Annotated in this window: 23 protein-coding genes; 9 read left to right on the forward strand and 14 right to left on the reverse strand. The window is 62.7% G+C overall.

Annotated features, from left to right (window positions below; translation table 11 throughout):
* Positions 1-18 precede the first annotated feature (18 nt).
* The 3 genes from AYK65_RS25005 to AYK65_RS25015 all read left to right on the forward strand — a co-directional run bounded on the left by AYK65_RS25005 (position 19) and on the right by AYK65_RS25015 (position 4,291).
* Complete coding sequence (locus tag AYK65_RS25005; protein ID WP_046117267.1) at positions 19-1,557, forward strand: tripartite tricarboxylate transporter permease; 1,539 nt, start codon at positions 19-21, stop codon at positions 1,555-1,557.
* Between the two features lie 104 nt (positions 1,558-1,661).
* Positions 1,662-2,555 carry a sugar phosphate isomerase/epimerase family protein gene (locus AYK65_RS25010; protein WP_139793344.1) on the forward strand — a complete coding sequence of 298 codons (894 nt, stop codon included), beginning with the start codon at positions 1,662-1,664 and terminating at the stop codon, positions 2,553-2,555.
* A 17-nt stretch (positions 2,556-2,572) separates the two neighbouring features.
* A complete protein-coding gene (locus AYK65_RS25015; RefSeq protein ID WP_081161703.1) occupies positions 2,573-4,291 on the forward strand; it encodes a dihydroxyacetone kinase family protein in 1,719 nt (572 codons plus the stop codon).
* Positions 4,292-4,519: 228 nt separating this feature from the next.
* Here AYK65_RS25015 and AYK65_RS25020 read toward each other — a convergent pair whose 3' ends face one another.
* The 7 genes from AYK65_RS25020 to phnG all read right to left on the reverse strand — a co-directional run bounded on the left by AYK65_RS25020 (position 4,520) and on the right by phnG (position 9,750).
* On the reverse strand, positions 4,520-5,134 hold the full coding sequence (locus tag AYK65_RS25020) for a DapH/DapD/GlmU-related protein (RefSeq protein WP_081161706.1): 615 nt from the start codon (positions 5,132-5,134) through the stop codon (positions 4,520-4,522).
* A complete protein-coding gene (phnL, locus tag AYK65_RS25025) occupies positions 5,131-5,838 on the reverse strand; it encodes a phosphonate C-P lyase system protein PhnL (protein ID WP_046117263.1) in 708 nt (235 codons plus the stop codon). Before phnL ends, AYK65_RS25020 begins: the two co-directional genes overlap by 4 nt.
* A 65-nt stretch (positions 5,839-5,903) precedes the next feature.
* Complete coding sequence (phnK, locus tag AYK65_RS25030; protein ID WP_046117262.1) at positions 5,904-6,680, reverse strand: phosphonate C-P lyase system protein PhnK; 777 nt, start codon at positions 6,678-6,680, stop codon at positions 5,904-5,906.
* Complete coding sequence (locus AYK65_RS25035; protein ID WP_081161709.1) at positions 6,677-7,570, reverse strand: alpha-D-ribose 1-methylphosphonate 5-phosphate C-P-lyase PhnJ; 894 nt, start codon at positions 7,568-7,570, stop codon at positions 6,677-6,679. Before AYK65_RS25035 ends, phnK begins: the two co-directional genes overlap by 4 nt.
* Positions 7,567-8,670: a carbon-phosphorus lyase complex subunit gene (locus tag AYK65_RS25040; RefSeq protein ID WP_081161712.1), complete on the reverse strand. Its 1,104-nt coding sequence runs from the start codon at positions 8,668-8,670 to the stop codon at positions 7,567-7,569. The genes AYK65_RS25035 and AYK65_RS25040 overlap by 4 nt, the downstream gene beginning before the upstream one ends.
* A 4-nt stretch (positions 8,671-8,674) precedes the next feature.
* Entirely contained in the window at positions 8,675-9,280 is a 606-nt protein-coding gene (gene phnH, locus AYK65_RS25045; protein ID WP_046117259.1) for a phosphonate C-P lyase system protein PhnH, read from the reverse strand.
* Entirely contained in the window at positions 9,280-9,750 is a 471-nt protein-coding gene (gene phnG / locus AYK65_RS25050; protein WP_081161715.1) for a phosphonate C-P lyase system protein PhnG, read from the reverse strand. Before phnG ends, phnH begins: the two co-directional genes overlap by 1 nt.
* Before the next feature lie 96 nt (positions 9,751-9,846).
* Between phnG and phnF the strand changes: the two genes are divergently transcribed.
* Complete coding sequence (phnF, locus tag AYK65_RS25055) at positions 9,847-10,584, forward strand: phosphonate metabolism transcriptional regulator PhnF (protein WP_081161717.1); 738 nt, start codon at positions 9,847-9,849, stop codon at positions 10,582-10,584.
* Positions 10,585-10,640: 56 nt separating this feature from the next.
* On the opposite strand, the gene AYK65_RS25060 is transcribed toward phnF, so the two are convergent.
* Positions 10,641-10,946, reverse strand: a complete 306-nt coding sequence (locus AYK65_RS25060) for a hypothetical protein (RefSeq protein WP_081161719.1) — start codon at positions 10,944-10,946, stop codon at positions 10,641-10,643.
* A 730-nt stretch (positions 10,947-11,676) separates the two neighbouring features.
* Between AYK65_RS25060 and AYK65_RS25065 the strand changes: the two genes are divergently transcribed.
* Complete coding sequence (locus AYK65_RS25065; protein ID WP_139015831.1) at positions 11,677-12,237, forward strand: hypothetical protein; 561 nt, start codon at positions 11,677-11,679, stop codon at positions 12,235-12,237.
* Between the two features lie 152 nt (positions 12,238-12,389).
* Positions 12,390-12,623 (forward strand): hypothetical protein, encoded by a 234-nt coding sequence (locus tag AYK65_RS25070; protein WP_081161725.1) that lies wholly within the window; start codon positions 12,390-12,392, stop codon positions 12,621-12,623.
* A 135-nt stretch (positions 12,624-12,758) separates the two neighbouring features.
* Here AYK65_RS25070 and AYK65_RS25075 read toward each other — a convergent pair whose 3' ends face one another.
* From AYK65_RS25075 to AYK65_RS25085, 3 genes are all read right to left on the reverse strand, one after another.
* Entirely contained in the window at positions 12,759-13,316 is a 558-nt protein-coding gene (locus AYK65_RS25075) for a putative glycolipid-binding domain-containing protein (protein WP_026617024.1), read from the reverse strand.
* A 517-nt stretch (positions 13,317-13,833) separates the two neighbouring features.
* Positions 13,834-14,706, reverse strand: coding sequence for an MBL fold metallo-hydrolase (locus AYK65_RS25080; RefSeq protein WP_081161728.1), 873 nt, complete (start codon positions 14,704-14,706; stop codon positions 13,834-13,836).
* A gap of 25 nt (positions 14,707-14,731) precedes the next feature.
* Positions 14,732-15,274, reverse strand: a complete 543-nt coding sequence (locus AYK65_RS25085) for a cysteine hydrolase family protein (protein WP_081161731.1) — start codon at positions 15,272-15,274, stop codon at positions 14,732-14,734.
* 101 nt (positions 15,275-15,375) lie between these two features.
* Here AYK65_RS25085 and AYK65_RS25090 point away from each other — a divergent pair, with 101 nt between their 5' ends.
* Entirely contained in the window at positions 15,376-16,341 is a 966-nt protein-coding gene (locus tag AYK65_RS25090; RefSeq protein ID WP_081161734.1) for a GlxA family transcriptional regulator, read from the forward strand.
* A gap of 198 nt (positions 16,342-16,539) precedes the next feature.
* On the opposite strand, the gene AYK65_RS25095 is transcribed toward AYK65_RS25090, so the two are convergent.
* Together AYK65_RS25095 and AYK65_RS33350 are read right to left on the reverse strand one after the other, a co-directional pair.
* Positions 16,540-17,079, reverse strand: coding sequence for a hypothetical protein (locus AYK65_RS25095; RefSeq protein WP_081161737.1), 540 nt, complete (start codon positions 17,077-17,079; stop codon positions 16,540-16,542).
* Between the two features lie 201 nt (positions 17,080-17,280).
* A complete protein-coding gene (locus AYK65_RS33350; RefSeq protein WP_338031510.1) occupies positions 17,281-17,484 on the reverse strand; it encodes a DUF1905 domain-containing protein in 204 nt (67 codons plus the stop codon).
* Between the two features lie 214 nt (positions 17,485-17,698).
* Between AYK65_RS33350 and AYK65_RS25105 the strand changes: the two genes are divergently transcribed.
* Together AYK65_RS25105 and AYK65_RS25110 are read left to right on the forward strand one after the other, a co-directional pair.
* Positions 17,699-19,093 (forward strand): selenium-binding family protein, encoded by a 1,395-nt coding sequence (locus AYK65_RS25105; protein ID WP_081161740.1) that lies wholly within the window; start codon positions 17,699-17,701, stop codon positions 19,091-19,093.
* A 32-nt stretch (positions 19,094-19,125) separates the two neighbouring features.
* Positions 19,126-19,752: a hypothetical protein gene (locus AYK65_RS25110; RefSeq protein WP_046117251.1), complete on the forward strand. Its 627-nt coding sequence runs from the start codon at positions 19,126-19,128 to the stop codon at positions 19,750-19,752.
* A 10-nt stretch (positions 19,753-19,762) separates the two neighbouring features.
* Here AYK65_RS25110 and AYK65_RS25115 read toward each other — a convergent pair whose 3' ends face one another.
* The gene (locus AYK65_RS25115; protein ID WP_046117250.1) at positions 19,763-20,476 is read right to left on the reverse strand and encodes a glutathione S-transferase family protein; all 714 of its coding nucleotides are present in this window, start codon (positions 20,474-20,476) and stop codon (positions 19,763-19,765) included.
* Positions 20,477-20,493: the final 17 nt, after the last annotated feature.

Below are 20,493 nucleotides of genomic sequence, written 5' to 3' on the forward strand. Positions count from 1 at the left end.
GCTTGCGGGAGGAATGACATGGAAAATATCGATCTCCTGATCGATGGCTTCGGCCACATCCTCAGCTGGAACCATTTCCTCTTGATGATGGTCGGCGTGACGCTCGGCATCCTCGTCGGCGTCCTGCCGGGGCTCGGCGCGCCGAATGGCGTGTCGCTGCTTCTTCCGCTCACCTTCTCGATGGATCCGATCTCGGCGATCATCCTCTTGTCCTGCATGTACTGGGGTGCGCTCTTCGGCGGCTCGACGACGTCGATCCTTTTCAACATTCCCGGCGAACCCTCGTCTGTCGCAACCACCTTCGACGGTTATCCGATGGCCAAGGCCGGTCAGGCGAGCCGGGCGCTGACGCTCGCCTTCGTTTCCGCTGGCCTCGGGGCGCTTGCCGGCGTCGTCATGATCACGCTGCTTTCGGGGTGGGTCGCGAATTTCGCCCTCAAATTCTCCTCGCCCGAATATTTCGCCGTCTATTTCCTCGCCTTCGCGAGCTTCATCTCCATGGGCGCGCAGTCGCCCTTCAAGACGCTCGTTTCGATGATGCTGGGCTTTGCGCTCGCTTCGATCGGCATGGATACGATCTCCGGTAACCTCCGGCTGACCTTCGACATTCCCGAACTGATCAAAGGCGTGAGCTTCCTGATTGCGGTCATGGGCCTCTTCGGCATCGGCGAGCTCCTGCTCACGACCGAAGAAGGCCTGCGCTTCGAGGGCATCAAGGCGCGCGTCAAGCTTGCAGAGATCGCCCGCACGCTGATCGAGATCCCGCGTTACTGGCTGACGATCGCCCGTTCGACGATCATCGGCATCTGGATGGGTATCACGCCCGCCGGCCCGACCGCGGCTTCGTTCATGAGCTATGGCGTTGCTCGCCGCTCGGCTCGTGACAAATCGAAATTCGGCAAGGGCGATCCGCGCGGCGTCGTCGCGCCGGAAACGGCCGACCATTCCGCCGGCACCTCGGCGCTCTTGCCCATGCTCGCCCTCGGTGTGCCGGGTTCGGCGACCGCCGCGGTGATGATGGGCGGCTTGATGATATGGGGCTTGACCCCCGGCCCGATGCTCTTCACCGATCGGCCGGATTTCGTCTGGGGCCTCATCGCGTCAATGTATCTCGGCAATGTCGTCGCCGTCTTCCTGGTGATTGCGACGGTACCGCTCTATGCCTCGATCCTGCGCGTGCCCTTCTCGATCATCGGGCCGATCATCGTCGCGGTGATCTTCTCGGGCGCCTACCAGGTGGCCAACTCCGTCTCGGACATCTTCCTGGTGATCGGCTTCGGTCTCATCGGCTATGTCTTCAAGAAGCTCGACTATCCGTTGGCGCCGCTGGTTCTCGCAATGGTGCTCGGCGATAAGGCGGAGGACGCCTTCCGCCAGTCGATGCTGATGTCCGGCGGCAGCCTCAATATCTTCTGGTCGAACGGCCTGGTCTCCACCCTGATGGCGCTGGGTCTGGCGCTCCTTCTCTCCCCGCTCGTCTTCTGGATTGTCGGCAGCTTGCGCGGGCGCAAGCATGACGCCGCCGCTCCGCACGGCGACGGCAATGCGGCGGTCTAATTAGGTCGCCGCAGATCCCCCTGAACCAATTTCTCCAATCCCGAGGAGTCCGCCACGGCGCTCTATGCAAATGGAACCGTGATAATTGGCCGATCGCCGCCGCGATGATCCAGTACCCGAATGTTTTGCCGGACGGCCGGTCGGTGCAGGATCAGTCCGTGGAGGAGTGGGCGGCGACGCTCGCCGACGTCGTGGACGTAGGCTTTACCGAGCTCGACCCGACCGATAGCTGGATACGGCTTGCCGATCTGTCGCGGGCTCGTCTGGAGGAATTCGTAGGCCTGACCCGCTCGCTCGGCCTGACGATCCCGGCGATCTCCACCTCCCGGCGCAGTCTCATCGATCCGGAACACGGCGAGGAATATCTCGCCTATGGTCACCGCCTGATCGAGACTGCCGCGGCCGTGGGCGCAACTTCGGTATCCTTCGGCTTCTTCGGGCCGCTGACGGAGGCGCAGAGACAAGTACTGTGGTTCTGGACCGTCGAGGGGCTGAAGAACCCGGACGATGAGGGAACCTGGCAGACGGCGGTCTCGCGGGTTCGCGAGCTCGGCCGCCATGCGGAAGAGCTCGGCATCGAGGTCGCCCTCGAAATGTACGAGGACACTTATCTCGGCACGGCGGAGGGTTCGGTCCGTTTCGTCGAGGAGGTGGGTCTCGCCAATGTCGGCATCAATGCCGATCTCGGCAACCTCATCCGGCTGCATCGGCCGGTCGAACATTGGCAGGAAATGATGGCGAAGGTTGCGCCTTTTGCCAAATACTGGCACGTCAAGAACTACAATCGCACGGAGGATGCGGCATCGGGAGTGATCGTCACCCATCCGGCCCCGCTCGAATTCGGCGTCATCAACTATCGGGCGGCGATCCGCATGGCTCTAGCATACGGCTTCGAAAGCCCGTTCCTCTGCGAGCATTACGGCGGCGACGGTCTTTCCGTCAGCGCTGCCAACCGCGATTATCTGAGGCGCATCCTGCCTCGCCAAGAAGGACATTGAAGAGGGACATTGAAGCGATGACCACGATCTTTGACGCTCCGGAAGACTTCGCCACCACCGCGCTCGCCGGCTTCGCAGCGATCTATTCCCGCAACGTCCGCCTCGTGAAGGGCGGCGTGGTGCGCTCGACCAAGGTGCCGAAGGGCAAGGTCGCTGTCGTCATCGGCGGCGGTTCCGGGCATTATCCTGCCTTCGCCGGCTATGTCGGGCCGGGGCTCGCAGATGCAGCCGTTGCCGGAGACGTCTTCGCCTCTCCCTCGACGGCCGCAGTCGCCCGTGTCTGCCGCCATGCGGAGCAGGGGGGCGGCGTGCTGCTCGGCTTCGGCAATTATGCCGGCGACGTCCTCAACTTCGGGCTCGCGGCCGAGCGGCTTCGTGCCGAAGGCATAGATGTGCGTGTGCTGCCAGTCACCGACGACGTGGCGAGCGCCCCAGCCGAGACGCCGGCCAAGCGCCGCGGCATCGCCGGTGATCTCGTCGTCTTCAAGATCGCCGGCGCCGCCGCCGAGGCGGGCAAGTCGCTCGATGAGGTGGAGCGGCTCGCCCGCCTTGCCAACGACCGCACCGCATCGTTCGGCGTCGCCTTCGGCGGCTGCACTTTGCCGGGGGCGGCCGGTCCGCTCTTCACCGTGCCGAAGGGCCAGATGGCGCTCGGCCTCGGCATCCATGGCGAACCCGGCGTCAGCGAGGAAAGAATCGCGACTGCGAGCGACCTTGCGAAGCTTCTCACCGGCAAGCTCCTGGCCGAGCGCCCGGCGGGTACGAAGAAGGTTGCAGCCGTGCTGAACGGTCTGGGCTCCACCAAGTACGAAGAACTGTTCGTGCTCTGGACGGCGGTGGCCAAGGAATTGGCCGGGGCGGGGCTCGAAATTGTCGATCCGGAATGCGGCGAATTCGTCACCAGCCTCGACATGCAGGGCTGCTCGCTCACACTTCTCTGGCTCGATGAAGAGCTGGAAGAGCTCTGGCGGGCGCCTTCGGATGCGCCGGTTATGCGCAAGGGCACGATCATCCCTGCCGAACCCGCGACAGACGAAATCGTCGATGCCGAAGGTCCGCAATCCTTCGGACCGGCCTCGGAAGCTTCGAAGGAGAGCGGCAAATGCATCGCCCAGCTCATCGGGAAGATCGCCGATGCGCTGAAGGAGGCGGAGGAAGAACTCGGCCGCATCGACGCCGTTGCCGGCGATGGCGATCATGGGCAGGGCATGCGCCGCGGCTCGGCTGCCGCGCTCGATGCGGCAAAGGCCGCGGTTGTCGCGGGTGCGGGCGCGGCGAGCGTACTCGCTGCCGCGGGCGATGCCTGGGCGGACCGCGCCGGCGGCACCTCGGGCGCGATCTGGGGCCTGGCGCTCCGCTCCTGGAGCAACGCCTTCAGCGACGAGGAAAAGGTGAGCGATGCGGCGATCGTCAAAGGTGCGCGCCTGGCGCTCGAAGGCGTCACTCGCCTCGGCCGCGCCCGAGTGGGCGATAAGACGATGGTCGACGCGCTTGTGCCTTTCGTCGAGACGTTGGAGCGGGAAACCGCCGCAGGCAAGTCGTTTGCCGAAGCATGGAATGCGGCGGCCAAGGCGGCGCAGCAGGCGGCCAACGCAACGTCCAGTCTGACGCCGAAACTCGGTCGCGCGCGGCCGCTTGCGGAAAAGAGCATCGGCCATCCGGACGCGGGGGCGATCTCGCTGGCGCTGACGGCGAGGGTTGCGGTTGAGTTTTTGAAGGAGACCGCCGACGTTTAATGGGCGCTCGGCTCTTGGTCGCTCCCAACCTGAGCGCTGGAAAGGGCCATGTTGCGCCGACTTGGACATTCCTTTGCGCGCCTTCGCCCCTCCCCTTGGTTTAATCCGAGGACTAGCCCTCTCCCCGCGGGGGAGAGGGGACTAAGGCGGCGCCGCGGGTCCCCTTCGCCCCGCCTGCGGGGGGAAGGTGGTCGGCAGGCCGGATGAGGGGCCTTCCTGAACCGGAAGCTAGCCGTACCGCACCAGAAACTCCTCCGCCGTCAGCTCCCGGAAATCGTCGAGTGCGCGGCGCAGCTTGGCATGCTCCCAGTCCCACCAGGCGAGCCGATCCATGGCTTCGCCGATCGCCGCCGTGAAGCGCAAGCGGATGAGCCTGGCGGGCACGCCGCCGACGATGGTATAGGGCGCCACGTCCTTCGAGACGACGGCGCCGGCGCCGATCACTGCACCGTTGCCGACCTTCACGCCCGGCAGGATCGTCGCGCCGTGGCCGATCCAGACGTCATGGCCGATCGTCACGCGGTTTTGCCGGCGCCAGGCGAAGAGATCGTGGTCGGGCTCCGCATCTTCCCAGTACATGGGTGCGCGATAGGTGAAGTGATGGAGCGTCGCCCGCCAGGTCGGGTGGTTGGTGGCGTTGATGCGCACGGCCGCGGCGATGTTGACGAATTTGCCGATTGTCGCGCACCAGATCGAGCCGTCCTGCATGATGTAGGAATAGTCGCCGAACTCAACCTCGTCGAGGCGCGAGCGCTCCTGGACTTCTGTGTAGCGGCCAAGTGTCGACTTCACGACGCTCGCTGTTGGATGGATGAAGGGTTCCAGACCGAGCTTCTGGCTCATGCGGCATGCTTCCTCGGCGAGAACTCGGAGACGTCAATGATGCGGTCGGCGACCGCCTCGCGCACCTCCTCGTCGTGGAAAATGCCGATCAGCGCCGTGCCGGTCTCCTTCTTCTCCGCGATCATCTCGACCACCACGGTGCGGTTCTTGGCGTCGAGCGAGGCGGTCGGCTCGTCGAGAAGCAGGATCTTGTGGTCGGTGATGAAGCCGCGGGCGATATTGACGCGCTGCTGCTCGCCGCCGGAGAAGGTCGCCGGCGGCAAGGCCCAGAGCTCCTTCGGCAGGTTAAGTCTCGCGAGCAGTTCCGCCGCGCGGTCGCGCGCTTCTGCGGCCGTCACGCCGCGGGCCTGCAAGGGTTCGGCGACGATGTCGAGGGCGGAGACGCGCGGCACGACGCGCAGGAATTGGCTGACATAGCCGAGGGTGGTGCGGCGCACTTCGAGCACGATGCGCGGCTCGGCATCGGCGAGATTCACGAGCCGGCCGTCATGCTCCATCAGGATCTGGCCCTCGTCGACGCCGTAATTGCCGTAGAGCATCTTGAGGATCGAGCTCTTGCCGACGCCGGAGGGACCGCCGAGCACGACGCATTCGCCGGCCTTCACCGAGAACGAGACGTTGGCGACGACCGGCAGGCGCACGCCGTCGCGAAGGTGCATGGTGAAGCTCTTGGCGACTTCTGAAACGACAAGGGGTGTAGCCATGGGTCTTACTTTCGTTTGCGCATGATCTTGTCCGAAAACCGAACTCCACTTTTCGGGATCATGCGTCACACCTGCAGAATGGAGGAAACGAGAAGCTGCGTATAAGGCTCGCGCGGGTCGTCGAGCACGCGATCGGTAAGCCCCTGCTCGATGACCGCGCCGTCCTTCATTACCATCATGCGATGAGACAGAAGGCGCGCCACGGCGAGGTCGTGGGTGACGATGATCGCCGCAAGGCCAAGGTCATGGACGAGCCCGCGCAGGAGATCGAGCAGGCGCGCCTGCACCGAGACGTCGAGGCCGCCGGTCGGCTCGTCCATGAAGACGAGGCGGGGTGAGGTCACGAGGTTGCGGGCGATCTGCAGGCGCTGTCGCATGCCACCGGAGAAGGCGCGCGGCTGGTCGTCGATCCGGTCCTCTTCGATTTCGACGCGCCTCAGCCAGTCGCTTGCGCTCGCGCGGATATTGCCGTAGTGCCGATCGCCCACCGCCATCAGCCGCTCGCCGACATTGGCCCCGGCCGAAACCGTCATCCGGAGCCCGTCGGCCGGGTTCTGGTGGACGAAGCCCCAGTCGGTCCGCATCAGGAAGCGGCGCTCGGCCTCGCTCATGCGCGCGAGATCTCGATACTGCCCGTCGCGCATGTGGTATTCGACGATGCCGGAGGTGGGCATCAGCCGCGTCGAGAGGCAGGAGAGCAGCGTGGTCTTGCCGGAGCCGGATTCGCCGACGACGGCAAGCACTTCGCCCGGATAGAGTTCGAAGGAGACATTGCGGCAGCCGATGCGGCTTCCGTAGAACTTTGAGACGTCATTGACTTTCAGAAGCGGGATGGCGCTCATTCGGCGGCCTCCTGACTTTCCTGTGTGGGGCGGGCGAGCAAGGCGCCGGCATGGCCATGCGCCCGCCGGTCTTCGCAATGGTCGGTGTCGGAGCAGACGAACATGCGTCCGCCCTTGTCGTCGAGCACCACCTCGTCGAGATAGACGTTCTCGGCGCCGCAGAGCGCGCAGGGCTTGTCGAACTTCTGGACCTCGAAGGGGTGATCCTCGAAATCGAGACTGACGACTTGCGTGTAAGGCGGCACGGCGTAGATGCGCTTCTCGCGGCCGGCGCCGAAGAGCTGCAGCGCCTCCGACATGTGCATTTTCGGATTGTCGAATTTCGGGGTCGGCGACGGGTCCATGACATAGCGGTCTTCAACCTTTACCGGATAGGCATAGGTCGTGGCGATATGGCCGTTGCGGGCGATGTCCTCGTATAGCTTCACGTGCATGAGACCGTATTCCTCGAGCGCATGCATCTTGCGCGTCTCGGTCTCGCGCGGCTCGAGGAAACGCAAGGGCTCCGGGATTGGCACCTGATAGACGAGCGTCTGGCCCTCCCTGAGCGGCTCCTCGGGAATGCGGTGGCGCGTCTGGATGATCGTCGCTTCCTTCGTCTTCGTAGTGACGGCGACATTGGCGACCTTCTGGAAGAAGGCGCGGATCGAGACCGCATTGGTCGTGTCGTCGGCGCCCTGGTCGATGACCTTGAGCACGTCGTCTGGGCCGAGGATCGAGGCGGTGACCTGTACGCCGCCAGTGCCCCAGCCATAGGGCATCGGCATTTCGCGCGAGGCAAACGGCACCTGGTAGCCGGGAATGGCGATCGCCTTCAGGATCGCGCGACGGATCATCCGCTTCGTCTGCTCGTCGAGATAGGCGAAGTTGTAGGCGGCAAGGTCGTTCATTCGGCGGCCTCCTTCATGCCGTCCTCGCCGCCGTGCGCGGTCTCATACTCGCGGCGCATCCGGCGTACCAGGTCGAGCTCGGCCTGGAAGTCGACGTAGTGGGGCAGCTTCAGGTGTTCGACGAAGCCGGTCGCCTGGACATTATCGGCATGCGAGATGACGAATTCCTGGTCCTGGGCGGGGGCGACGATGTCCTCGCTGAACTCGTCGGTCCTGAGCGCCCGATCGACGAGCGACATGGACATGGCCTTGCGCTCGCTCTGGCCGAAGACGAGGCCGTAGCCGCGAGTGAACTGCGGCGGCTGTTTTGCGGACCCCTTGAACTGGCTGACCATCTGGCACTCGGTGACGCGAATGACCCCAAGCGAAACGGCAAAGCCGAGCTCCGGCAACTCCAGTTCGACCTCGACCTCGCCGATCCGGATTTCGCCGACGAAGGGATGGGTGCGGCCATAGCCGCGCTGGGTGGAATAGGCGAGCGCCAGCAGGAAACCTTCGTCGCCGCGGGCAAGCGCCTGCAGGCGGAGGTCGCGCGCCATGGGGAACTCCATCGGCTCGCGCGTGAGGTCGCCCGCCACATGGCCCTCCGGCATCTCGCCGTCGCCCTCGATCAGGCCCTCGCCGTCCAGGATGTCGGAAACGCGCATGACGGGTTCGCTGGGCTCCTTCAAAGCCACCTCCTCGACCGGCTCGTCGCCGAGGAGCGACGGGTCGAGCAGCCGGTGCGTATAGTCGAAAGTGGGGCCGAGCAGTTGGCCGCCTGGCAGATCCTTGTAGGTCGCCGAAACGCGCCGCTCGATCTTCATGTTCGCCGTGTCGATCGGCTCGGCATAGCCGAAGCGCGGCAGCGTGGTGCGGTAGGCGCGCAGGATGAAGATCGCCTCGATCATGTCGCCGCGCGCCTGGCGCACGGCAAGGGCCGCAAGCGCGCGGTCGTAGAGAGAGGCCTCGGCCATCACCCGATCGACGGCGAGGCCGAGTTGCTCGACGACCTGCTCGATGGTGATCGACGGAAGCGACCGCTCGCCGCGGCGGCGATCGGCAAGCAGGCGGTGGGCATTGGCGATGGCGGCTTCCCCGCCCTTTACGGCTACATACATGCGCTCACTCCTCGATCGCCAGTCTTGTCGTGCGCGGCAGGCAGAGCACCGCATCCCGCGCCGTCAGTATGAGATCGACGCCGCGCGGGAAGATCGCCCGGTTGGCCGTCCAGAAGTCGAGAAACACATCGGGCAAGCCCTTGGGAGCGACGACGATCTCGTTCTTAATCCCCGGTCCTCGGGCGACAAGCGGCTGACCGCCCTTGAGCGCTTCGACTTCGATCACCAGCGTGGTCGAACGGTCCGGATATTCCTGCGTGCCGAGGGCGAACTGGTCGAAACCCGGCACAGTACCGCCCGTCTCGACGAAGCCGAAGCGGGCCTCGTCCTTTGCTTCCGCCATGCCGGCGCCGGTATGGAAGGCGATCCATTGCGGCACGGCGGATTTGGAAAGCGCCGGCGAAAGCCAGACGGGCGTGTCATGGTCGCAGAGGGTCAATGCGACGGCGCCGCTCGCTCTGCCGAGAGGGGAGGGCGGAGAGGCTGCGCTGGCGAGGCGGCCGATGGTGCCCGGACGGGCAAAGCAGTCCATCAGAGTGCGGAAGACGGATTGCGCCTCGAAAACCGGATCGGCGAAGGCGCCGGCATAGATCTGCGATTGGACGGCCATCAATCCTCTCCCCGGACCATGGTGAAGAAATCCACGCGCGTTGCGGCGGTCTCCTCGGCTTTGCGCCGATCTTCCGCCTCGAGGCGTCCTGCTACCCGCCGGTGCAGCGCTTCGACCGCCGGACGGTGGGCATCGTTCTGGAAAAGCGCGTCTAAGACCGCCGCAAGGCGCGCGCGCTCTTTGTCGGTGCCGAGCAACTGCCCGTGGCCGATTTCACCGGTCGAGAGCCGAACCGTAGCGCGCGACACCGTAGCCTCGCCGAGATTGAAGGGGTCGCCGCCACCGCCGATGCGGCCGCGCACCATGACAAGTCCGGTTTCCGGGCCGCGTACCGGCGCGACCTCCGGCTTGCCGGCGATCGCCTCCCAGGCGGCAGAAAGCTCGGCGAGGGTGGCGCGGGCGAGAAGCCGCATGCCCTCTCTGCGTTCGGCGGCGGGCGCCGGGGGCGCTTGTTCTGGGGTTGCGTCCATCATTCACCTCTAATTGTCTATTGATCTAGACAAGCATACATCTTATGTCTTTCCTTAGCGTTGGCAAATGACAGGCTTGTGACATCGATGGGGAAAATGGCGGCGAGGAGGGCGATCGAGCGACAGACCGGCGTGGCGCTCTGGCGGCAGATCGCCGATCGCATACGGCTGGCGATCAGCAATGGAGACTATGACGCCACCGGCATGGTGCCGCCGGAGACGGCTTTGGCGGCCGAATTCGGCGTGAACCGCCACACGGTGCGCAGCGCGCTCGCTGCCCTCGCCGAGGAAGGGTTGGTGCGCGCGGTGCAGGGGCGTGGCACGATGATCGAGCGGAAGGAGCGGGTGAGCTACCCGATTTCCCGCCGTACTCGTTTCTCACAAGGACTTGCCCGGCAGGTGAAAGAAATCGGAACCAAGCTGCTGGGGCACCGTCAGGTGCCGGCGAGCGGCGAAGTCGCCGCGGCGCTCGGCCTTGCGCCAGGCTCCCCGCTCGTCGAGTTGCGCACCGTCAGCAGCGGCGACGGCCGGCCGCTTTCGGCATCCTTGAGTTATTTTCCGTCCGAGCGCTTTCCGAAGATGGCGGAGCATTATGCGCGTCTCGGTTCCGTGACCAAAGCTTTTGCCGCGCAAGGGCTCGACGATTACGTTCGCGCCTGGACGGAGATCGTCGCCCGGCACGCCGATGCGGAGGAACTCGCCCTCCTCAAGCTTTCGCCCGGCGCAATCGTCATGGAGGCGCAATCGGTCAATGCCGATCTCGACGGTCGGCCGGTTGAATATTCGCGCACGCGCTTCGCCGCTGACCGGATGAAGCTGAGGATCGAGACTTAGACATGAAGATTCCTGACGCTGGTCGCCGCGGTTGGCTTCCGCAACGGATGGCGCCCCTAGCCCGCGTTTTCGCGGCCTTGGGACTGTAGCTCAAGTGGAAGTCCTTGAATTGCGTAGCGCGACAGCGATGAAGTGCCGAGTTGTCTGTGCTTGCCGGCTTTCCCCAGTTGAAATTCCAGTTTTGCCGCTAGTCCCGATCGGGAGTCCACACCCGCTAGGAACAGCTTAGTCACAAGCAATGAGGCCGTGTTGAACAATCGCTGGTCCTCGAGAAGGAGACAAGCGTCGTAGCCGGCATCCTCTAGGACTGACCGAATCATTTCCAGATTGGCAGGTGAGATGTTGTCTACGGTGGAAGACATGGGAGTCCTCCTTCTTGGGGCCAGGGCAGCTAGCCCTTAAGCAGTAGCGCCCGTGACATCTGCTACTGAAGGCTGAACGCTGCACTTTTGTCCACCAAATAGCAATAGCCTCGGGGTTTCATCTGTGAGGCGGCTTAGCAGATGGCTTGCTCCACCAGCATCGTGGAAGCGAAACAGGCATGCTTCGAGAAACCGCAAAGCAAAACGCTCCTCTCTGCCTATTCACGGCTCCCGGAGCCTCAATTAAATTGTGCGATGGCGGCAACCAGCCGAGCCGGGAAGCTCGTCTACGCTGGAGGTGCAAACCTGTACAACTTGGAGCCATTTGCCGAGAGGTCCAGAGTGTTCTTGCTAAGTAGTACGATGAAGTTCATGGTGCCGTGTCGGCCGCAACTTGCAAGGGCGCTGCCGCCTGAGGGACATACGCGAGCCCTAGCCCCGACAAGAGGAGGACGCGATGTCATACCGCTCCTCACACACTATCCTTCTTCAAATGATCTTCGTATGTCCCGAAAGCGGGCCAATTCGGCCTCAGCGTTTGCTCTTGGCTCTAGCCGTGACCATGCTATGGGCGGCGCTATTGTTCAGCCCGAGCGCATTCGGCCAGGCGAAACCGCCAGTGCCTGCCAATGCGAAAGAAAGCCCCTATGGGTCAGGTTGGGATTGCGATCTGGGATTTCGGAGACAGGGCGAATCCTGCCTCGGGGTGGCGCCTCCCGCGGACGCATTCTTGACGAATGAGCCCTACGGTAAGGGTTGGGAATGTCACCACGGTTTCGTTGAGAAGGGCAACCGATGCATCAGTGTTGAGGTGCCGGCGGGCGCGTATGTTGATCCATTCTTCGGTGATCGCTGGCGGTGCATGCGCGGATATCGCAAAAGCGATATCGGATGCGACCCGATCAAGGTGCCGGATCATGCGTACCTGACGGATTCGACCTACAACGAGGGATGGGAATGTGAACGAGGGTACATGGTTGTCGGACGCGAATGCGTTAAGTTGACTGTTCCCGACCATGCTTATCTGACGACAAGCGGGAACGAATGGAGATGCGATCGTGGTTTTGAACAGAAGGACGAAGCCTGCGTCGCCGTCAAGGTCCCGAAAAACGGGTTCCTCGTGGATACATCCTATGGTGAGAAGTGGAAATGCGATCGCGGCTTTGAAGTGAAGGGAGCGACATGTTCAGAAATCAAGCTTCCTGAGAACGCGCATCTGGACTCTTCCGGTAACGCCTGGGAGTGCAATCGCCCCTATCAGCGTCGCAACGGCGCCTGTAACATGGAGTGACCAATTTCGCTCGAGGCGTCGATGCGGCGGGCGCGAGCTCAGAACGCAACGCCGGCTTTGTCGGTCGCTGGGGCGGTCCATTCCTTTCGTGTGGGGCAAGGCTCCACTATATCGGCGATTGCCGAAACCCTGGGCGTCGGGCGGGCAGAACAATGAACGACTCAAAACCTGAAAGGCTTCATCTAACCCTCTCCGAGTTGATCAGTCAGCAGATCGAGGAGCGTCATGCAACCGAGCTCCGAGCCGTACTCTCAACTGGTAACGAGATCACCATGCATGGAACGTTCACAGTGGGCAGTGATTTCATCATCTATAGAACGGCAAAAGATGCTGGCGGCAAATGGGCAATGACGCCGTTCGCGCATATCGTGCAGCTAATCATCTGATTTTAGATCCTGCGTGTCTACAGGTGCCGGTGAGCACGCCGGGTCGTCGTCAGCCACCGAGTGTTGGCCGATGGCGTCTCCGCCCTTTTTGATCATACTTGCTCCGGAGGCGACAGTTGCCGGTGAGGAGCGGGCCTAAACAGCATTCAGTTCCATCTCCCAAAGCTCCGGATAGAGGCTGACAAAGCCGGTCGGGGCGATCTGAAGCGTCGCACGGTAGGGACCTTGTGGCGATTCATAGTCGTAGGCATGCTCAGAAACGCGGCGGTAGACCTGCGGCAACGGCTCCAGCTTCTCGGAATCCGCATCCATCCATGCGACGGTAATACGCTCAGATTGTCCCCTCCGCAGCGCCATGCGGCGCAACTGCGGGTGGTTCGTCGCCGGCGTGAATCCGAAGTCGAGGTCTACGAGGTCCTCAACACGGCTTTGCCTAGCCCCGTTGAGAGTCCAGCCCTGTGCATCGCGTTGAATTCGGCTGGTAACGGCTCTGGCTCCAATGAAACCTTCGATTGATCCACTCCGCGTGGACCAGTCAGGCCCGAGCTCGAGGGCGTAGCGAACACAGGACGGCTCTCCGTCCCTTAAATAAACGGCTGTCCCTTCGAGCCGCCACCCCGACTCTGCCTGAAACAGCCGAGCGGCATCATGGCCTGGGGTGTAGAGGGTTCTCCAGAGCGCGACTTTGGTCATCTCGCCTCTTCCGCAGGGAGTACGTCTTGCCTTCCCCAGAGCACCTGGGAAGGCGATGGAGACAATCGCGTTGGTGCCGACGGGAGTTGGACCCAAAACCCGCGTTGCACCCCGCCCACGGCTTTAGCAAACAAACTATGGCCAAAGGCGCCTTCGTCAATGCCATTCGCGCAGTGAAGGAAACTCTCACCTCGAGGGGAGGAAGGCTGCAGTGCAAGCGCGTGGGATACCGCTAAACGCACGGTGGAGGAGGCACGAGGGAGCGGAGCGCGCTTGACTGGCTGCAGAGGGTGTTGAGCAGTAGCCCGCTGCGACCAGCGCGAATGACGGCCACGCGCCAACAGCAGACATTGCCGGCATCGCAAGACCGTTGCGGATCCATGAATAACATCACGAACCCTCTCGTAGTGACGAACAGGGCCGAAGTGGCGGCCTGCCGGAAGGCGGCCGCCAAAGCGGGCGAGGATCCTTGCGCGATCGCGGTCTCCGTGGCGGTCCAAGGACAATAGGCGCTACCTCAGACGATAAGGGTTTCCCCATCGCCAGGAGTGCGTAGCTTGTCGGCGAAACCGTTGGCACGGGCGAAAGCTCGAAGGTCAGCCCGGCTAACGGTGCAGTGGTTCACCGCTTCCATATGGCTGCCGATCAGGAGGGCTTCAGGGGCGGCCCGATGTACCGAAAGCACATCCTGCGTTCCCATGATGATGCCGCCCTCGATTCCGACGACCAGCGCATAGCCGGTGTTCAGAATCGCCACGTCCGGTCGGTAAGCATCCAATGCGGCCGCAACATCCTCTTGCCAGATCGTGTCGCCGGCGAGGTAGACGGTCTTTGCGCCGGCTTGCTTGAACACTACGCCGCACACCTGGCCGAGAATTTTGCCGATCTTGGCGTAGTGGGCCTCGGTCCCGTGGCGTCCGTCCGTCTTGATGAGCTGTACACCCTTGAAACTGGACGTAGCCGACAGCACGCGCACGTCGGAGAAACCCTGTCCCCGGATGGTTTGGGCATCCGCGTCGTTCTGCGCAAAAACGGGCAGCGTCTTCGGCAGGACCTTGCGCGCTTCCTCATCCCAATGGTCTTCGTGCAGATGCGTGACGATCACCGCGTCCGCGTCGATGATTTCTTCCTTCGTCATCGGAAGATGCACGAGGGGATTGCGCTCCTCGCTGTTCACCGAGCCTTCAAAGCCCGGCCAGGCGTGACGGTCCGAAAGCATCGGATCGATAAGGAAGCGAACGCCGCCATAAACGACATGGAGCGTTGCGTTGCGTATCTGGGTGATTCTTACGCTGCCCTGGGGCGCGGCTGTATCCTGCGCGCTTGCCGGAAAGGCGCTGGCGACAAGCGCTGCGCCCGAAAGGGCGAACAGTTCCCTGCGTGTGGTCATGAGTTTTCTTCTCCCGAGCAGGGTGTCAGCGAGCGAGGAACGCGTCGGTGGAGATTACCTCGCCATAGGCGGAGGCCAGCGACGCCATCAGCGCCGCGTGCACCTGCGCCGCCGGGGTGGTGATTCCGTCGAAGTCCAGATCACGCGTGGCGCAGGCATCGTGGATGGTCGTGGTTTTGTAGCCCAGATCATTGGCCGCACGCACCGTCGCATCGACGCACATATGGCTCATCGCGCCGACGACCACGACTTCCTCAACGCCCTTTTCCTTGAGCAGATCGCTCAACCCGGTATCGCGGAAGGAGTTCGGGAAATTCTTGGTGATGACCGGCTCGCCGGTCGCAGGGCGCACGGCGTCGTTGATCTCGGCCCCTGCGCTGCCGGGAACGAAGATCGGACCGCCAGGGATTTCATGACGGATGTTGACGACCAGATCACCTTTCGCGCGGGCGTCATCCATGACGCGGGCGGCATTGGCGGCGGCGGCCTCGATCCCATGCAGCGAGAAATTGCCTGATGGCCAATATTCGTTCTGTAGGTCGACGACGAGAACGGCACGGTTGGACATGAACTTTCCTTTCGTGGTTTCGGGTTGCTTGCATCCAGTATCGTTTCGCGCGATGGTCTCGCCATTGGCGTAATCGACAGAATCAGAGGCAATATCGCCACATGGCGGACGTCAGACTCGGCATCGTACTTTATCCGGGTGTGCAGCTTTCTGCCGCCATGGGCCTCACCGACCTGTTCAAGGTCGCCGGCCGGATGGCTGATGGCGCCGAACATGCTTCGCCGCGCCTACTGGTGCGGCATCTGCGAGTCGAGGGTGAATCGGAGCCCGTTGTTGTCGACAGCGATCCCGATGCAAGCGGGGAAGACTCAGGGCCTTGCGACGTGCTCATCCTGCCGCCTTCGCTGGAGCCGCCAATATCGGCCGATGCCGCCACGCCACTTGCGCGCTGGCTGCGCGCACGCCATGGCGAGGGTTCGGTACTGGCCTCCGTCTGCGCCGGGGCCTTCCTGTTGGCGGAAACCGGGCTTCTCGCCGGCCGGGCGGTCACGACTCACTGGGGCGCTGCCGATGCCTTCCGCAACCGCTTCCCTGATGTGGCGCTCGATACCGATCGGCTGATTATCGACGGCGGCGATATCATCTCGGTGGGCGGGCTGATGGCGTGGACCGATCTCGGATTGAAGCTGGTGGAGCGTTTTCTCGGTCCTGTGGCGATGGCTCAGACCGCACGCATGCTGCTGATTGATCCGCCGGGGCGCGAGCAACGCTATTATAGCGGGTTCTTCCCACGGCTGACCCATGGGGACGCAGCCATCGTCAAGGCGCAGCATTTTCTTCAGGCGAATAGCGGCAAAGAGGCTCGGCTTGCCATCCTGGCCGAACAGGCAGGACTAGAAGAACGCACCTTCCTACGTCGCTTCCAGAAAGCCACGGGCATGACCGCGACCGACTACGCTCAACGCCTTCGGGTCGCCAAGGCTCAAGAGCTATTGCAGTTCGGCCATTCTCCGGTCGAACGGATCGCCTGGGAGGTCGGCTATTCCGATCCGGGCTCGTTTCGCAAAATCTTCTTTCGGGTCGTTGGACTGTCACCGGGAGAATACCGCCAGCGGTTTCGAGCCTGACCCTGCCTCCCAGCCGTCGGGTGCCGCATATATCCTACGTTTGCGACACTCCGGTCTTTCCTGAAAGCGTTCGAGGATTCTCGCCGCAAAACTCTGTCGCAAAAGTTGGAGTTTCGCGGCGGATTTTTGCGACGGCCAATGACCGGTTTGGGCCGACTGCCGCCATGTCGCTGAAGCCGACGAAGCTGACGTTCAGGTTCACAATTCCAGCAGGACGTCGTGCGGTTGATCAACTGCAAACCATGCGGATGCGCTCTCAGGTTCCGGGTCTGGGTTCTCTGCAACGATGAAGTGGAAGGATGGGCTTTTTAGCTCCCGCTCGGGATGCAGCCGCAGGGTTATGGATGTTCTCGTGAACTCTACTACCGCGATCCTATCGAACCCGTACCCAGGGTACCGCTTATCCAATGCCGCGCCGTCTTCTGTGCCTATAACGACAAGATTGTCGCCATCGCTCCACTCTTGAGCATCGAGATATTCCCCGGTGCAGGGACTGGCCTCGTTCGAGGTGTCGATCCGTGCTTCGAGGCAGATCGATTGCACCGCTCCTTCGCTTTCAAGCGTCAGAAGGGTTGCTGTGCAGTTGAGGACACTCATTCCAGGAGGAAGTTTAGGGTCGAAGGACACTAGCCGCAGCGTCAGATCGCTATCGGTCAGACCATACGCCGTCACCCTCGCATGGAAGCGCACTAGTCCCAGACGTGTCGGCAGAAACAACTCACGGCAAAGTACGGACATGCGATCAACCCGTTGTGTCTAATCTTCAGAGTCCTTATTAGCAGTTCGCTGGCGCGGCCGGTAGGGAATGACCGCTTCGGGCCGAAAGTGAGAGTTTGGCCGGATCAGACGAACTTCCGCAACGAGTCGAAACCGGTGCTTCGGCTCCGATACCAACTTTCGCCACGAGGCGAAAAGCGCTTCAAATTTCACCACTCAGCATTAACCGCCCAGGATCAGATGAATGCGGATGGTTTCACCGGCTGCAAGTTTCTCCAGTCGCCGAACCTCCGCCTTTACCGGGAGGAGAAACGAGCCCGAGGCCCTGTCCGGGAAGATCGAGGTTGTCCATTGGGTCTTGCCGGTGCGTGCGATGACCGGCTCGCTCCCCCAGCCGCGCGTTTTCGGTTCGGCCGTGACCCTGATTTACCGGGCGATATCCTGGGGCAGGGTGACAAAGTGCCAGCCGCCCTTTCCCGGATAGAGCCACAGCTCTGCATCGAACTCGAATCCCGTCACCTGGTCCTCGCTTTGCGACCTTTGGAATAAGGCAAAAACGCCCCATTTCCGACGACTTTTTGCCGCATCTGTTAAATCCTGCATCAGGATCCACGCATTGTCTCCCGAAGGGGGTATAGAAATGGCGACGTGGCGACCCGATCCGTCCTTCTATCCATCTCCGCGCATGGCTGCAAAGGCACCGAAAGAGACGCTTGCCTATGTCGCCGCCTTCGACCCGGACCGGACGAAGCCCGACGCGATCGCCGTCGTCGATGTCGATCCCGCATCGTCGACCTATTCGCAAATCGTCGGGCAGGTGGACATGCCGAATGTCGGCGATGAGCTGCATCACTTCGGCTGGAACGCCTGCTCGTCATGCCTGTGTCCGAATGCGCCGCATCCGCATGTCGAGCGCCGCTATCTCATGGTGCCGGGGCTCAGATCGTCGCGGCTGCACATCATCGACACGAAGCCCGACCCGAGGAAACCGCAGATCGTCCGTGTCATTGAACCCGAGGAGGTTGCCGAAAAGGCGAACTATTCGCGGCTGCACACGACTCATTGCGGGCCCGAGGGGATTTACGTCAACGCCCTTGCTGATCGTGACGGCAAGGCGCCCGGCGGCATCTTCCTGCTGGACCACGACAGCTTCGACGTGCTCGGCCAATGGGAGATGGACCGCGGCCCGCAGAAGCTCGCCTATGATTTCTGGTGGCATCTCGGTCACGACACGATGATCACCAGCGAATGGGGTACGCCGGATACGTTCGAAAACGGCCTCGTCCCGGAAGTGCTCCTCGGTTCCAATTATGGCCGCAGGCTGCACTTCTGGGATCTCACCAGGCGCAAGCACGTACAGGAGATCGATTTCGGCGAGGAGCATCAGCTCGTCTTCGAATTGCGCCCGGCCCATGATCCCACCAAGGCCTATGGTTTCGTCGGCTGCGTCATCAGCCTCAAGGATCTCTCGGCATCGATCTGGACCTGGCATCGCGAAGGCGACAGGTGGGCGGTCAAGAAGGTAGTCGAGATCCCGGCGGAGCCCGCCGACCCGGACCTCCTGCCGCCGGTGCTCAAGGGCTTCAAGGCCGTTCCCCCGCTGGTGACCGATATCGATCTCTCGATGGACGATCGCTTTCTCTACGTCTCCTGCTGGGGGACCGGCGACATGATCCAGTACGACGTCTCCGATCCCTTGGCGCCAAGGGAGGCGGGTCGCGTGCGGATCGGCGGGATCGTCTCGCGTGCGAGCCATCCGAAGGCAGCGAACGGCGCGCTCAATGGCGGGCCGCAGATGGTGGAAATCAGCCGCGACGGCAAACGGGTCTATTTCACCAATTCGCTTTACGGCGCGATCGACCCGCAATTTTATCCGGAGGGTATCGACGGCTGGATGGTGAAGCTCGACGTCGGCGACGATGGCGGAATTGCCTTCGACGAGAACTTTTTCGTCGATTGGCCGAAGGGTCACCGCCCGCATCAGGTGCGGCTCGAAGGCGGCGACTGCTCGTCCGATTCCTATTGCTATCCTTAAGGGAGCGGGTCCGTGCGGACGCAAGGAAACGGATGACCAGCATCTGGCCCTGGCTCTCGCTCGCCGGCCTCGGCGCGTTCCATGGTGCCAACCCGGCGATGGGCTGGCTCTTCGCGGTGGCGCTCGGGCTTCACGGGCAAAGCGCGCGGGTCGTCTGGCTGTCCCTCGTGCCGATCGCCGCCGGCCACGCGGCTTCCATTACGCTTGTCTTGGCCGCGGTCGTTGTGTTCGGAACGGTCATGGATTTGCGTAGCCTGCAACTCGCGGCTGCCGTGTTCATTCTGGCGCTTGCCGGCTACTACGGGCTTTGCGGACACCGCCATCGCGTGATTGTCGGCATGCGAACCGGGATGGCGGGACTCGCGCTCTGGTCCTTTCTGATGGCGACGAGCCACGGGGCGGGGCTGATGCTCGTGCCGGCGGTCCTGAGCCTCTGCCTCGCCGATCAGAGCGCTGTCGCCGGAATGACCAGCTCCCTTTCGGTATCGCTTGCCGCAGTGGCCGTCCATACCGCCGCGATGCTCGCCGTGATCTCGGCGATTGCGCTCGTCATCTACGCTTGGCTCGGTCTTGCCGTGTTGCGCTCCACATGGATCAATTTCGATCGCCTCTGGACGCTGGCGCTCGGCGCGACCGGCCTCATTCTGCTAGCTTCGTAACCCGCCTTGCTCACGCGGTGCCCGTCAGCTCCTCCTGCCTCTGAGCCTTTACATAGTCGACATAGCCGCGCACGTCGGCGGCGGGTTCGGAATAGGCGGTGCCCAGGGATCTCTCCATCGTCTCGATATAGGTGGTCGCCCAGGCGGGCAGCGGATAGTCGATCGCCTCGAGAAACTCGAGGGTGGCGGCAAGTCTGATGTCGGCGATCGACGGCTTGTCGCCGCCGATGAACGGTTTTCCGGACATATAGAACGTGTGGAATACCTCGAGCGGTTCGGCGAGCGCGTCTGCGGCCGCCTTGCGCGCCTGCTCCTTGGCGTCGTGGTCGGCCTCGCTGTAGCCGACTTCGCCTGGATATTGCGGGAACCTAAGGATGGGGTAGGTGGCGCGCGCCAGGTGCGGATAGAAAGTCCCGATCAAGTAGAACATGGCGCTGTCGATCATCGCGCGTTTTTCGGGATCCTTCGGATAGAAGTCATCGATCCCGTGCTTGTTGCAGAGATACTGCATGATCGCGCAGCTCTCCCACAGCGCGCCCCTGGGCAGATCGCTCATTTCGATCATCGGCGTCAGATGCGAGGGGCAACGCGCCAGATATTCGGCCGAGCGTGTCTGGCCGTAGACATCGTGCTCGATGAAATCGAGATTTGCCGCCCGCAAGAACACGCGAACGGTCATATTGTTGACGCTCGGCTTGATCACGTTGAGTTTTATCGGGGCCATTTCTGCTCTCCCTTCTT

The organism is Ensifer aridi (assembly GCF_002078505.1).
Classification (GTDB): Bacteria; Pseudomonadota; Alphaproteobacteria; order Rhizobiales; family Rhizobiaceae; genus Sinorhizobium; species Sinorhizobium aridi.

Coding starts and splice junctions, on each gene's coding strand:
- AYK65_RS25005 (WP_046117267.1), top strand. CDS start 19: ATGGAAAATATCGATCTCCTGATCGATGGCTTCGGCCACATCCTCAGC.
- AYK65_RS25010 (WP_139793344.1), top strand. CDS start 1,662: ATGATCCAGTACCCGAATGTTTTGCCGGACGGCCGGTCGGTGCAGGAT.
- AYK65_RS25015 (WP_081161703.1), top strand. CDS start 2,573: ATGACCACGATCTTTGACGCTCCGGAAGACTTCGCCACCACCGCGCTC.
- AYK65_RS25020 (WP_081161706.1), bottom strand. CDS start 5,134: ATGAGCCAGAAGCTCGGTCTGGAACCCTTCATCCATCCAACAGCGAGC.
- phnL (WP_046117263.1), bottom strand. CDS start 5,838: ATGGCTACACCCCTTGTCGTTTCAGAAGTCGCCAAGAGCTTCACCATG.
- phnK (WP_046117262.1), bottom strand. CDS start 6,680: ATGAGCGCCATCCCGCTTCTGAAAGTCAATGACGTCTCAAAGTTCTAC.
- AYK65_RS25035 (WP_081161709.1), bottom strand. CDS start 7,570: ATGAACGACCTTGCCGCCTACAACTTCGCCTATCTCGACGAGCAGACG.
- AYK65_RS25040 (WP_081161712.1), bottom strand. CDS start 8,670: ATGTATGTAGCCGTAAAGGGCGGGGAAGCCGCCATCGCCAATGCCCAC.
- phnH (WP_046117259.1), bottom strand. CDS start 9,280: ATGGCCGTCCAATCGCAGATCTATGCCGGCGCCTTCGCCGATCCGGTT.
- phnG (WP_081161715.1), bottom strand. CDS start 9,750: ATGGACGCAACCCCAGAACAAGCGCCCCCGGCGCCCGCCGCCGAACGC.
- phnF (WP_081161717.1), top strand. CDS start 9,847: ATGGCGGCGAGGAGGGCGATCGAGCGACAGACCGGCGTGGCGCTCTGG.
- AYK65_RS25060 (WP_081161719.1), bottom strand. CDS start 10,946: ATGTCTTCCACCGTAGACAACATCTCACCTGCCAATCTGGAAATGATT.
- AYK65_RS25070 (WP_081161725.1), top strand. CDS start 12,390: ATGAACGACTCAAAACCTGAAAGGCTTCATCTAACCCTCTCCGAGTTG.
- AYK65_RS25075 (WP_026617024.1), bottom strand. CDS start 13,316: ATGACCAAAGTCGCGCTCTGGAGAACCCTCTACACCCCAGGCCATGAT.
- AYK65_RS25080 (WP_081161728.1), bottom strand. CDS start 14,706: ATGACCACACGCAGGGAACTGTTCGCCCTTTCGGGCGCAGCGCTTGTC.
- AYK65_RS25085 (WP_081161731.1), bottom strand. CDS start 15,274: ATGTCCAACCGTGCCGTTCTCGTCGTCGACCTACAGAACGAATATTGG.
- AYK65_RS25090 (WP_081161734.1), top strand. CDS start 15,376: ATGGCGGACGTCAGACTCGGCATCGTACTTTATCCGGGTGTGCAGCTT.
- AYK65_RS25095 (WP_081161737.1), bottom strand. CDS start 17,079: ATGTCCGTACTTTGCCGTGAGTTGTTTCTGCCGACACGTCTGGGACTA.
- AYK65_RS25105 (WP_081161740.1), top strand. CDS start 17,699: ATGGCGACGTGGCGACCCGATCCGTCCTTCTATCCATCTCCGCGCATG.
- AYK65_RS25110 (WP_046117251.1), top strand. CDS start 19,126: ATGACCAGCATCTGGCCCTGGCTCTCGCTCGCCGGCCTCGGCGCGTTC.
- AYK65_RS25115 (WP_046117250.1), bottom strand. CDS start 20,476: ATGGCCCCGATAAAACTCAACGTGATCAAGCCGAGCGTCAACAATATG.